12 protein-coding genes, 2 tRNA genes and 1 other RNA gene are annotated in these 11942 nt (G+C 52.0%); all 15 read right to left on the reverse strand.

What is annotated here, in order from left to right; all coding sequences use genetic code 11:
- Position 1: 1 nt before the first annotated feature.
- Positions 2-379, reverse strand: a complete 378-nt coding sequence (locus tag ACZ52Z_RS04305; protein ID WP_464269523.1) for a MerR family transcriptional regulator — start codon at positions 377-379, stop codon at positions 2-4.
- 144 nt (positions 380-523) lie between these two features.
- A complete protein-coding gene (locus tag ACZ52Z_RS04310; protein WP_464269524.1) occupies positions 524-814 on the reverse strand; it encodes an integration host factor subunit alpha in 291 nt (96 codons plus the stop codon).
- Positions 811-3264: a phenylalanine--tRNA ligase subunit beta gene (gene pheT, locus ACZ52Z_RS04315; protein WP_464269525.1), complete on the reverse strand. Its 2454-nt coding sequence runs from the start codon at positions 3262-3264 to the stop codon at positions 811-813. The genes ACZ52Z_RS04310 and pheT overlap by 4 nt, the downstream gene beginning before the upstream one ends.
- 189 nt (positions 3265-3453) lie before the next feature.
- Complete coding sequence (gene pheS / locus ACZ52Z_RS04320) at positions 3454-4461, reverse strand: phenylalanine--tRNA ligase subunit alpha (protein ID WP_464269526.1); 1008 nt, start codon at positions 4459-4461, stop codon at positions 3454-3456.
- Between the two features lie 9 nt (positions 4462-4470).
- Positions 4471-4827: a 50S ribosomal protein L20 gene (gene rplT, locus ACZ52Z_RS04325; protein ID WP_464269527.1), complete on the reverse strand. Its 357-nt coding sequence runs from the start codon at positions 4825-4827 to the stop codon at positions 4471-4473.
- Between the two features lie 69 nt (positions 4828-4896).
- A complete protein-coding gene (gene rpmI / locus ACZ52Z_RS04330; RefSeq protein ID WP_464269528.1) occupies positions 4897-5094 on the reverse strand; it encodes a 50S ribosomal protein L35 in 198 nt (65 codons plus the stop codon).
- A 78-nt stretch (positions 5095-5172) separates the two neighbouring features.
- Positions 5173-5733, reverse strand: a complete 561-nt coding sequence (gene infC / locus ACZ52Z_RS04335; protein ID WP_464270756.1) for a translation initiation factor IF-3 — start codon at positions 5731-5733, stop codon at positions 5173-5175.
- Positions 5734-5758: 25 nt separating this feature from the next.
- Positions 5759-7684, reverse strand: a complete 1926-nt coding sequence (gene thrS, locus ACZ52Z_RS04340) for a threonine--tRNA ligase (protein WP_464269529.1) — start codon at positions 7682-7684, stop codon at positions 5759-5761.
- Between the two features lie 72 nt (positions 7685-7756).
- Positions 7757-7831: transfer RNA gene (locus ACZ52Z_RS04345), tRNA-Val, on the reverse strand.
- A gap of 167 nt (positions 7832-7998) precedes the next feature.
- On the reverse strand, positions 7999-8598 hold the full coding sequence (gene recR / locus ACZ52Z_RS04350) for a recombination mediator RecR (RefSeq protein ID WP_464269530.1): 600 nt from the start codon (positions 8596-8598) through the stop codon (positions 7999-8001).
- 9 nt (positions 8599-8607) lie between these two features.
- Positions 8608-8916, reverse strand: coding sequence for a YbaB/EbfC family nucleoid-associated protein (locus ACZ52Z_RS04355; protein WP_464270757.1), 309 nt, complete (start codon positions 8914-8916; stop codon positions 8608-8610).
- Between the two features lie 15 nt (positions 8917-8931).
- The gene (gene dnaX, locus ACZ52Z_RS04360) at positions 8932-10857 is read right to left on the reverse strand and encodes a DNA polymerase III subunit gamma/tau (protein WP_464269531.1); all 1926 of its coding nucleotides are present in this window, start codon (positions 10855-10857) and stop codon (positions 8932-8934) included.
- Between the two features lie 46 nt (positions 10858-10903).
- An RNA gene (ffs, locus tag ACZ52Z_RS04365) (signal recognition particle sRNA small type) lies at positions 10904-11002 on the reverse strand.
- 271 nt (positions 11003-11273) lie between these two features.
- Positions 11274-11359: transfer RNA gene (locus ACZ52Z_RS04370), tRNA-Ser, on the reverse strand.
- A gap of 88 nt (positions 11360-11447) precedes the next feature.
- Entirely contained in the window at positions 11448-11915 is a 468-nt protein-coding gene (gene tadA / locus ACZ52Z_RS04375) for a tRNA adenosine(34) deaminase TadA (RefSeq protein WP_464269532.1), read from the reverse strand.
- Positions 11916-11942 lie beyond the last annotated feature (27 nt).

Here is an 11942-nt window from a genome sequence, read left to right on the forward strand (position 1 = left end):
TTTAATTCCTTGAAAGTTGAGAAAGTATAGCATGCAGTTCGTTTTTTATGAACTGAAGCCGTTTAAGGTCGCTCATTGTCGAGTTGGTAACGTCGTGCCGGTCTTCTTCTGTCTTTGTCAGGCGTTTGGCAAGAATCTTTCTCGCACCGGAAATGGTGTACCCTTCCTGGTGCAGTAGTTTTCGGATGGCAAGCAGGTTATGTACATCCTGGTGTCGATAGAGGCGCTGCTTGGATTTGCCGCGAAAAGGTTTGATGATCTTGAATTCTTTTTCCCAGTAGCGCAAGACGTGGGTATCGACACCGACCAGGGTGCTCACTTCCCCGATACGGAAGTATTTCTTGTTCGGCAATTTCTTGCTCTCAAGATTTCCGCTCATCACGAGCCCTTCTCCGGTTGTGCAGCCTCAATAAAAGGCTGTCGAATATAGGGAGACCCTTGTCCTTTATAGCCTATCTGTCAGCCGGAACCGTTACACCCCTCCTCTTGTTCAGGTATAAAGCAAGACTATACAATACAGTCCTTATTTGTTCAACCGCTCACGTAACCGCTTACTCGGACGAAAGGACACCATCTGTCGCTTGGTAATAATCATCGATTCGCCAGTCCGAGGGTTGCGACCACGTCGCGGGGCTTTATCACGGACAGTAAGGGTGCCGAACTGAACAAGTTTGATGGATTCGCCGTTGACCATGGTATCTTTCATCGTCGAAAAAACCGTATCAACTATCTCAGCGGCATTGCGTTGCGATACCCCGAGCTTTTCATTTACCGAGATAGCCAACTCTTTACGGGTGACATTTTTTTTCTTCATACTTCAGATCCTTCTCTATAGCGGGCGTTGAATTGATTCATGAGTGCTTTAACAATCTTCTGGTGAACATGCTCAACCGATTTGTCTTCCAGGGTTTTACTGGCGGAACGATAGGTGACAGAGAGGGCAACGCTCTTCATTCCCTCTTCGATCGGCTTGCCACGATATACATCAAACAGCTCTACGGATTCAACTAATTTCTGTTTTTGTTGTTCAATTGCGGCAGGGATCTGTCCGGCAGGGATGTGGTCTGGGACCACGAGAGCTATATCCCGTTTGACGGAGGGAAACTTCGGCAGCGAGACAAATTCTTTGGCAATGGTCGGCAGTGAGTTGAGTCGACCCAGATTTATCTCAAGGAAGTAAACATCCTGCTTTATACTGAACCTCTCCAACACCGGGTGTTCAACTTTTCCAATCCTGCCCACAACGACGGTATCGTCGCGGATGTCCAGCGTGCAATCGCTGACACTGTAGGGTTGATCGGTTTCCTCATCGCAGGGGGCAAACGTCAGGTTTCCTTCTGTGCCGGTAACGCGCAGGGCGTTCATCAGGTATTCGGCGATCCCTTTTATATCAAAGAAGTCGGTCTGCTGTTGGCCAAAATGCATGGGCTGGCTGCCTGGGTAGCGATTACCCGACATGACCACACAGAGCTGCTGGGTTTCTTCAGGGAGGTTATCGGCTCGAATAGCCCCGAAAGTCTTTCCTATTTCAAAAAGGCGAACATCAGGTTGCTGAAAATTAATATTGCGACGCACATTCTCGAGCAGGCCGGGAAGGAGCATTGAACGCATGATCGCCTGATCTTCGGAGAGCGGGTTCAGCAATCGGGTAACCTGGCGGCGCGGGTCGTCTGCACCGATACCGCAGGCGTCCAGGTGACTCTCGGCTACAAAGCTGTAATTTATAGCCTCGTAAAACCCCTGACCAATAAGCAGCTGCGCCAAATGGGCCCGTTGACTGCGCAGCAGGTCACGTTTGGGATAATCCATGGTGATCTGGGGCTGGGTGGTGGGTATATCGTTATACCCAACTAGGCGGGCAATCTCTTCCACCAGATCAACCTCTCGCTCAATATCAATACGAAAGCTCGGCACGGTAACCTGGAGGATATCACTTTCATCAACCGTTACCGCAAACTCTATGGCCCGCAGGTATTCGGCCAATTCGGTTTTGGTGAGAGTGGTGCCAAGCAGTGTGCACGTTTTGCCGGTGCGCAGCGGCAGGACGGTCAGGTCTTTCCTGCCAGGATAGGCATCAATCCCATCAGCTTCAGCCTGCGCCCCGCAATATTTTTCCAGAAGTTGCACAGCCCGTTCCATAGCGCGGGGAGCAAGCTCCGGATCTACCCCTCTTTCAAACCTGTACGATGCCTCGGAGGGCAAGTTCAGTTTACGGGCGGTCCGGCGAACAGAAACGGGGTCAAAACAGGCCGATTCTATGAGCACTGTTGTCGTCTGATCGGTTACCTCGGAATCGAGGCCACCCATCACCCCAGCTACAGCCACCGGGCCTTCCTGATCGCAGATCATGAGCATTTCCGGGTCAAGAGTCCGTTTGGCTCCGTCGAGTGTGACCAGTTCCTTTTCCCCTACTGCAGGCTGACGAACGATAATCTTTTGACCGCGAAGTTTCTCGTAGTCAAAGGCATGCAGTGGTTGCCCCATCTCCAACATGACGAAATTGGTGATATCGACGATATTGTTGATCGGCCGCATGCCTACGGCTGTCAGCTGTTGCTGCATCCATTCCGGCGAAGGTCCGATGGTAACATTATGCAGCTTACGAGCGGTATAACGCGGGCACAATGCTGCATCTTCAATAATCACCTGATAATCGATGTCTTTTCCTGTGAGAGGGGTTACCTTGTCTACCGGCAATTGGACAGATTGGTGGGTATACCCGGCAACTTCACGAGCAATGCCAAGCACGCTGGCACAGTCGGGGCGATTGGGCGTCAGGTCTACTTCCACCACTGTATCTTTCAGTTGAAGCGCGGTAGCAAGCGGTTGCCCTAATGCGAGCGATGCATCCAGATCCATTATCCCGGAATGATCAGCGCTCAGGCCAAGTTCACGGGCAGAACAGAGCATACCGTGCGATACCTGTCCGCGTACCTTTGCCTTTTTGATTTTAGTGCCGTCAGGGAGTCGTACCCCGGGCCGTGCAAGAGCGGTTACCATGCCCTGACGAACATTTGGCGCTCCGCACACGACCTCAAGCGGATCGCCTTCACCGGTTTCCACTACGCAGAGAGTCAGTTTATCCGCATTGGGATGCTTTGCAACTTCTTTGATCCGACAGGTGATAATGGCTTCCAACTCTGTAAAAAGATCTTCCACGCCATCCACCTCCAAGCCAAGCATGGTCAGTTTATCGGCGAGTTGGGAAGCATTATGGCCTTCGAGGGAAACAAAGTTGCTGAGCCAGCTGAGGGTAAATTTCATGGGAAATATCCTGTGTGGAAACGCTAAAAATTCTACGTGGCGATGTTTTTACACTGATGTAATTAAACGGGGGCTGGGGCTAAGAGCAAGCGCCTGGTTGCAGCATTCTGCAGATTCGCTGAACAAGGGTTCTACCACCGCTGCCCGATGCTCGTGAGACCGGACAGCGAAACATGATGTTACAGCCTGTTAAAACTGGGAAAGAAAACGCAGGTCGTTTTCGTAATACAGACGGATATCGTCTATGCCATATTTGAGCATGGCAATTCGCTCAACACCAAGGCCAAACGCAAAGCCGGAGTAGACGTCCGGATCGTATCCGACCATCTTCATTACCTCGGGGTCGATCAGTCCCGATCCTAAAATTTCAAGCCACCCGGTACGCTTGCAGACTCGGCATCCAGCTCCTTCGCAGATAACGCAGGCAATATCAACTTCAGCGCTTGGTTCAGTGAAAGGGAAAAAACTCGGTCGGAAGCGGAGATCGAGTTCTTTCTCAAACATGTTGTGGGTAAAGCTGGTCAGCACCCCTTTCAGATCGGCAAAGGATACATCACGGTCAACCAGGAAGCCCTCTACCTGATGGAACATGGGGGTATGGGTAATGTCGGAATCGCACCTATACACCTTCCCAGGGGCGATGTATCGCAAAGGCGGATCCTGATTTTCCATAATCCGGGCCTGCATGGGAGAAGTATGCGTGCGCAGGAGGATGGAATCGGTGACATAAAAAGTGTCGTGCATGTCACGGGCGGGATGATGTTGCGGTATATTGAGCGCTTCGAAGTTGTAGTAGTCGGACTCTACATCCGGCCCCTCGGCTACAGCGAATCCCAATCCTTCAAAGATGGCACAAATCTCATCCATGACCTGGGTAACCGGGTGCAGTTTGCCCATGGGCAACTGCCTTCCCGGTAGGCTGGTATCGATCGGACCAGCACTCGGCCGAGAGGAGCCGAGAGACTCTTTTGCTGCTTGAAAAAGAGCCTCTATCTCCTGCTTGACCGTATTTGCTAAAGCACCAAGACGAGGCCGCTCCTCTTTGGCAACAGAACCGAGGTTTCGCATCACGCCGGTGAGTAGCCCACCCTTCCTGCCAAGGTATTTGACCCGGAAGGCTTCAAGTTCCTGCGCGTCAACCAGTTGCTGCAACTCACTCTCGGCAGCCTCTTTCAGCCGCTGTAGCTCGTTTTCCATGGAATCTTATTATGCGCTCGCCTGACCGGCTTTTTCAACAACAACAGCAAAGGCATTGGGATCGACAATGGCCAGATTGGAGAGAACTTTCCGGTCCAATTCGATGTTGTTTTTATGCAGTCCGCCAATCAGCCGGGAATAGTTGGTTCCGTTGGCCTTGGCTGCAGCGTTGATCCTGGTGATCCACAATTTACGGAACTCTCTTTTCTTTGTGCGGCGGTCACGATAGGCATAGCACAATGCGCGGTCAACAGCCTCGGTGGCTGTACGAAAAAGACGACTTTTGCCGCCACGGTAGCCTTTTGCCAGATTTAATACTTTATTTCTTCTGCGGCGTGCTTTGAATCCGCGGGTTACACGAGCCATTATTTACTCCAATACGTTCTCTGATGAGGTGTGTTCTATCTTAATCGTTGCAAACCTGCAGGGTGCTCCCTACAGGTACGGCAGCATACGCTTGACTGCTTTGGTGTCTGCTTCAGCTATAAGACCTGATTGACGCAGGTTTCTTTTCCGCTTGGTAGACTTTTTGGTCAATATATGCGAGGTGAAGGCTTTGCTGCGGCGAATCTTACCGGAGCCGGTGGCTCGAAATCGCTTGGCGGCACCTCTGTTGGTTTTCATCTTGGGCATGGATATTCTCCTTTATTTCTTTGTCCTGCTACCCTGCGGCATTTCAGGATTCATTCACACGTGTTAATCGTCAGTGTCTTACGCTTTGGGGCCGACAAACATTACGAGCTGTCGTCCTTCCATCTTGGGTTCCTGCAGAATCACACAGTCTTCACGCAATGAGTCGGCTATTTTGGTCAGGGCCTGGAGTCCGATGGACTGAGCATACACAATTTCACGACCGCGAAAACGCATGGTTACCTTTACCTTGTTTTTCTGGGCGAGAAACTGTTTGATTTTCCTGATCTTGAAATTAAGGTCATGCTCTTCCGTCTTGGGCCGGAACTTAATTTCCTTGGTTTCTATAACCGTCTGTTTTTTCTTTGCTTCTTGCTGCTTCTTCTTCAGTTCGTAGCGGTACTTGTCGTAATTCATAACCCGACAAACGGGCGGATCCGCCTTGTCGGCAACCTCAACCAGGTCAAGCCCCTGGTCATATGCAATATCTATTGCTTCTTTTGAACTTACAACACCGCGTTGTGACCCATCAGCATCTATTAGCCGTACCTTAGGGTAGGTGATGGCCTCGTTGATCTTTACCTTAATTTCCTGCTGCTGTGGAAGTCTTCTGCCTCGCTTCTTAATGTCCGTTCCTCCAATTAAATTATTCTGTCATGCCAAGGTATCAGGCTTTTACCTCTTCGCATTCCTTGTGTACAAAATCAACAAACTGTTGGGGCTGCATCGGCGGAAGGTTTTTCCCGTTGCGCATACGCACGGTGATCGTTCCTTCCTCTTTTTCCCTTTCGCCGACAATGAGCATATAGGCAATTTTTTTCAGCTGTGCTTCGCGTATTTTGTAATTCAGTTTCTCGTTCCGCAGATCCTTGCCAATGCGAATGCCTGCTTTACGCAACTGATTAAACACCCGTTCACAGTACTCACCCTGGTCATCGGTAATATTCATTATCCTGGCTTGCTCAGGAGCCATCCACAGCGGGAAAGCACCCGCATAATGCTCAATAAGAATGCCAATAAAGCGCTCCAGTGAACCCATCAACGCCCGGTGAATCATGATCGGCTGATGCTCTGCCCCATCTTCTCCAGTGTAGGTCATCTCAAAACGTTCAGGCAGATTGAAGTCAACCTGAATGGTGGAGCATTGCCAGGAGCGGCCAAGCTGATCCTTGATCTTGATGTCAATCTTGGGACCGTAAAAAACACCCTCTCCCGGGTCGATGGAATACTGGAGTCCTTTCTTTTCCAGTGCCTGTTTAAGTGCATCAGTGGAGAGCTCCCAGTGTTCATCGGAGCCCACATATTTTTCAGGCCGCGTTGAAAGGTATACATCGTATTCATCAAAGCCAAACGTTTGAAGAATACGCAGATTGAGGTCGATTATATTGAAGATTTCCTCTTCGAGCTGATCGGGCCTGCAGAAAATATGCGCGTCATCCTGGGTGAAGCCCCGCACCCGCATAAGGCCGTGAAGCGCGCCGGTTCGCTCATATCGGTATACCGTCCCGAGCTCACACCAGCGTATGGGGAATTCTCTGTAGCTATGCTTGTTGGAATTGTACACACCGATATGAAACGGACAGTTCATCGGCTTCAGCTGGTACTTGACCTCGTCAATCTCCATGGCTGAGTACATATTCTCGCCGTAGAAATCGAGGTGACCGGAGGTTTTCCACAGATCCTGACGGGCGATGTGCGGTGTATAGAGCAGTTCATAGCCATGGCGATAATGCTCTTCCTTCCAGTAATCTTCGATCAGCTTTCGCAGCAAGGCACCTTTGGGCTGCCACAGGATAAGGCCGGGACCGATCTGGTCCTGAATAGTGAACAGTCCGAGTTCCTTGCCAAGTTTTCGGTGGTCCCGTTTTTTTGCTTCCTCCAGCTGGTTCAGGTACCGTTTTAGCTCTTTCTTGTCGGTAAAGGCCGTACCATATATACGGGTGAGCATCTGCTTGTGTTCGTCACCTCGCCAGTACGAGCCGGCAACACGCAGCAGTTTAAACACTTTCAACCAGGACGAGTCCGGTATGTGCGGTCCCCGACAGAGGTCAACAAAAACATCCTGCCGGTAGATGGAGACGGTATCCTCTTCCATCTCTTCGAGCAGTTCAACCTTATATTGCTCCCCCATTTCCTTGAAGAGCTCGATGGCCTGTTGCCGGGATATCACTTCGCGGGTGAATGGCAGTCGTTCGGCCACGATGGAGGCCATTTGTTGCTCGATGGCCTCGAAATCTTCGGGGGAGAAGGCTTTCTCTTTGTCGAAATCGTAATAGAAGCCGTCTTCAATGGCAGGCCCGATGGCCACTTTCACCTCATTGCCGTAAATCCGTTTGACGGCCAGGGCCATGATATGGGCGGCTGAATGGCGAAGAATATCCAATCCCTGTTCAGAATTCACGATGATCGGTTCGAGCGAGGCATCGCTGGTCAGCGAAGTGTGCAGGTCGGTCGGTTGACCGTTGCATAGGGCAGCTATGGCCTGTTTGCGCTGCTTATTGGAAATCAGGTCTTTCAGGGCGTCCGCAATGGTTACTCCCTGATCGAAATGTTTCTGCTCTCCGTCTGAAACCGAGACTGCTATCTGTGTCATTCTTGCCTTTAAATAGGAAAGGCTAATGATCAGGGGACATATCTATCCTCTGCATCCTAGCCTTTATTATTTTGGTAGGCGCGGGCGGGGTCGAACCGCCGACTTCTACCACGTCAAGGTAGCGCTCTCCCACTGAGCTACGCGCCTACATCAAAAAGTATGTTTTAGGGCTTAGATCCAAGCCATCTGAGAAAAACTGTAAATAAATACCTGCAATCATATGGTCTGTCAAGAAAAAATACTTTTAAATATCATCTCCAGGTATTTTCCTCTCCCCTGTTCACCGCCTGCGCAGGCCGGTGGTGAGGGTCAGTCTAGAAGGATTGCCGTGTCTCAATCGCCCTGCCAAGAGTGTGCATATCCGCATACTTGATATCCATGCCCATTGGTATCCCGCAAGCGAGCCGGCTCACCTGTACCTTTCTGTCCCTGAGCTGCTCGGCAAGGTAGGCGGCGGTTGCCTCGCCGGGCACTGTCGAACTGGTGGCGATCATCACCTCTTGAATAGCACCGGTGTCGATTCTCGCCAATAACTCCCGTACCTTTAACTCATCAGGCCCGATGCCGTCCATAGGGGACAGGGAGCCGTGCAGAATGTGGTACACTCCTTTAAACGCCGCGGTCTTTTCAATGGCTAACAGGTCACCGGGCTCTTCCACCACGCAGACCATATCATTTTTTCGTCGTACATCGCTGCAGATATCACACGGATCTTTTTCCGAAAAGGTATAGCAGACGCTGCACAACCGGATGGATCGATGCAGTTCATGCAGTACCTCTGCCAATCGACGGGCATCGGCGGCTGGTTTTCTGAGGATATAGAGTGCGAGCCGGGTGGCGGTTTTTTCCCCTATTCCGGGAAACCGCCCCAATTCCTTGATCAGCCTTTCGAGTGCCGGCGGTACGACGTGCATATCCGCTGCCTAGAGCAGACCGGGGATGTTGACCCCGCCGGTCAATTTAGCCATTTCCGCCTTGGCAGCTTCCTTTGCCTTCTGCAACCCGTCGTTCACTGCAGCGGCCACCAGGTCTTGCAGCATCTGCACGTCGTCGGGATTGACTATGCCCGGCTCGATCTGTATGTTCACCAGTTCGCTGTTCCCGTTGATTACAGCCGTCACCATGCCGGCTCCGGCTACACCGGTAACAGTCGTTTTGCCAAGTTCTTGTTGGACCTCGTTTAATCTGGACTGAAACTGCTGGGCCTGTTTCATCAGGTCGCTCATATTCATGGTACTCAATACCTCCTACTCTTCTGGCGATGATTCTGCCGCGGCGTTCTTCCCGCCGGGCGATTCATCGGTTTTTTTCCGGAAACGCGGCCCGATTCGAATATCACCAACCTGACCGTTAAATATCTCCACTGCGGTCAATACCAACGGATCATTGGCCAGTGCCCGGCGTTCCAGCTGGGGCTTTTTTCCATTCTCCGAGGAAATATCACATTCCTGTCCTTCTGGGACATCAAAACGAAGGGTAAGGTTTTCCTGGAAGAAATCAAGCACGTATTCGGCCAGCGGCTTAATATATTTTTTCTGCCGGAGCAGGCTGCAGTCAATGGAGTCCTCAAACTGGACAACCAGCTCCTCTGCGACCTTTTTCGCTCCTGCCGCGCGCTGCAGCGAAGCGGCCATCCACGGCTGGCGGTCCCGCACATAGGCAATGAACCCGTCCCAGTCCCGCCGTACATCCTTTTTCCTTGCCAACGGTCCAGGCCGGACATCATCATGACCAGCCGCATCCCCCGGCTGATCCTGCTCCACCCGACCCTGTTCCGGCTTGACGTCCTCTGGCGGTGGGTCGAGGGGCTGCCGGACAATTTCCGTCTCTGCCGGCGGCGGTGTTTCTGGCTGACTCGCAGGAGCAGCAGTGTCTTGCGGTCTCTCCACAGACCTGGTCGCCCCGGATTGAGGCGCAGATGGTTGCTCGGGCGCTGGCGGGGCAGTGGGTGGCTGGGGCGACGACAAAGGTGGGGGTGGTGAAGGAACTGTCACCTCCCGGGGCAAAGGCGCTGGAGGGTCGTCCGGAACGTATCCGTCGATCATGCGGTCCAGACGGACAAGGAGATCACCCACCGGCGTGATGGCGCCTACCTGAAAAATCCTGATGAACGTCAGTTCAAGTGCAAGGCGAGGGTGGGCAGAAAAATGGGCCTGTTCAATTCCTTCCAGAAGAAGGTTGAAGATGGCGGTAAGCGTTTCCAGGCTCTGCTCGGCCACACTGTGTCGCATACGCTCGAGATCGTCTTCCGGCAGATCAAAAAAATCCTCTCCAGGGTTGATCTTGTAGATGACCAGGTTCCTGAACCAGGCAAGGAGTTCATTGCTCAGGCGCTTGAAATCCATGCCCTGGGTGTAGATATTTTCCAGTTGGGCAAAAACGGCCCCGAGGTCGCGCTGCAGCATGGCATCGGTCAAGTCAGCGATGGTCTGGTTTTGCACCAGGCCAAGCACTTCGACCACATCCTCGACCCGCACCTGGGTCCCGCAGTAACTGAACACCTGATCGAGCAGGCTCAATCCGTCGCGCACGCTGCCTTCCGCTTCACGAACAATCATCTCCAGGGCGGCCGGTTCGATCTCAGTCTCTTCTTGTCGGGCCAGTCGTTGAAAATGTTCGCTCAGCTCGACCCGGCTGATACGCTTGAGTTCATAGCGCTGACAACGGGATAAAATAGTCAGCGGCACCTTGTGCAGCTCGGTGGTCGCAAACATGAAATACACATGTTCAGGGGGCTCTTCCAAGGTCTTCAACAGCGCGTTGAAGGCCTCGGTGGTCAGCATGTGTACTTCATCGATGATGATGATCTTGTAACGGGAACTTGTCGGTAGAAAACGAATCTTATCCTTGAGTTCGCGGATCTCCTGGATACCGCGGTTGGAGGCTCCGTCGACCTCTTGCAGGTCAACACTGCCGCCTTCGTTTATCTGCAGGCAGGAAGTGCAGCTGTTGCATGGCTCCGTGTCACCCTCACGGTTCTCACAGTTCAACGCCTTGGCCATGATACGGGCCAGGGTGGTCTTGCCGGTGCCTCGTACACCGCTGAAAATCAGGGCATGGGCAACTCTGTTCTGCGCAAGGGCGTTTTGTAACGTCCGCACAATCGGCTGTTGGCCGACAACTTCGCTGAATAATCGAGGGCGATACTTTCTGGCAAGAACGAGGTAGGACAAATCGACTTCCTGGATAATATGATCATTACCAAGCCATCAAAAAAAAGATAGCCAGGCACCCCTGTAACACACAAAGAGTTTCACTACCGCTGCTTCCTCCCGGACCTGACGGAGTTCGTGAGTCTTTGTTGCACAGGACCCGGCTATCAAACCTGCGATCATATGACTGGCGAAGAGAATTGAGAATGGAATAGCTAGGGCACTCGATGGCAGAAGTTCTGCGCCCCGCTTTTCTCTTCGAGTCTGGGCTATATACTATTCACATACCGTGTCGTCAAGGAAATTCACACATTCTGATGGATTTCCAGGTTGCCGCTTCAGGAAAAAATGCTCGTGCCACAGCATCTCCGTTGAGACTGACGACTCCTGTGAACAGCAAAGGCCCTTCAGCGAAAACGACTGAAGGGCCTTGTGTTTGGCGGAGAGGGTGAGATTCGAACTCACGGTACTTGCGTACACACGCGTTCCAGGCGTGCACCTTAAGCCACTCGGTCACCTCTCCATATTTTTTGCGAGCATCTCTATGCTCGCCTTCACTCGATCAAACGGTGCCCTTATCTATACTGTGCGGGAAAAATTTACAACAGAAATTAACGGCGCTTTCGAAAAAAATTCGTTAACAGCGCCCCGCATTCCCTGGCCATCACTCCTGATGTAACCGAAAAAACGTGGTTAAGCTTTCCATCTGTACCAATGGTGTAACGGGAGTGAAGCGCACCCGCTTTGGGGTCAGTCGCGCCGTATACCACCCTTTTCACCCGCGCATGCACCAGTGCAGCCGCACACATGGCGCACGGCTCCAGAGTGACATACATGGTCATGCCCGGAAAACGGTAATTACCGACACGTCGGGCTGCCTCGCGGAGGGTGCGGATCTCGGCATGACCGACAGGGTCAAGCGCAGATACGCAATTGTTGCCGCATGCAGCAACAATGCGGCCATGAGCATCTATCAGCACAGCTCCAACAGGCACTTCATCCATATTTGCAGCCGCTTGAGCGCAGACAATAGCCTCCTGCATGAATTTCCTGTCTATGATGTCGGCGGTATTTTGCATAAAAATATCCCAAACGGAGAAACATTC

Source organism: Desulfogranum aggregans (assembly GCF_055398265.1).

What these genes read in the sequence shown, in the direction of transcription:
- recR (WP_464269530.1), bottom strand. Translation starts at nt 8,598, where the DNA reads ATGCACGTCGTACCGCCGGCACTCGAAAGGCTGATCAAGGAATTGGGG.
- pheT (WP_464269525.1), bottom strand. Translation starts at nt 3,264, where the DNA reads ATGAAATTTACCCTCAGCTGGCTCAGCAACTTTGTTTCCCTCGAAGGC.
- ACZ52Z_RS04310 (WP_464269524.1), bottom strand. Translation starts at nt 814, where the DNA reads ATGAAGAAAAAAAATGTCACCCGTAAAGAGTTGGCTATCTCGGTAAAT.
- ACZ52Z_RS04355 (WP_464270757.1), bottom strand. Translation starts at nt 8,916, where the DNA reads ATGAATATGAGCGACCTGATGAAACAGGCCCAGCAGTTTCAGTCCAGA.
- pheS (WP_464269526.1), bottom strand. Translation starts at nt 4,461, where the DNA reads ATGGAAAACGAGCTACAGCGGCTGAAAGAGGCTGCCGAGAGTGAGTTG.
- ACZ52Z_RS04305 (WP_464269523.1), bottom strand. Translation starts at nt 379, where the DNA reads ATGAGCGGAAATCTTGAGAGCAAGAAATTGCCGAACAAGAAATACTTC.
- rplT (WP_464269527.1), bottom strand. Translation starts at nt 4,827, where the DNA reads ATGGCTCGTGTAACCCGCGGATTCAAAGCACGCCGCAGAAGAAATAAA.
- rpmI (WP_464269528.1), bottom strand. Translation starts at nt 5,094, where the DNA reads ATGCCCAAGATGAAAACCAACAGAGGTGCCGCCAAGCGATTTCGAGCC.
- tadA (WP_464269532.1), bottom strand. Translation starts at nt 11,915, where the DNA reads ATGCAAAATACCGCCGACATCATAGACAGGAAATTCATGCAGGAGGCT.
- thrS (WP_464269529.1), bottom strand. Translation starts at nt 7,684, where the DNA reads ATGACACAGATAGCAGTCTCGGTTTCAGACGGAGAGCAGAAACATTTC.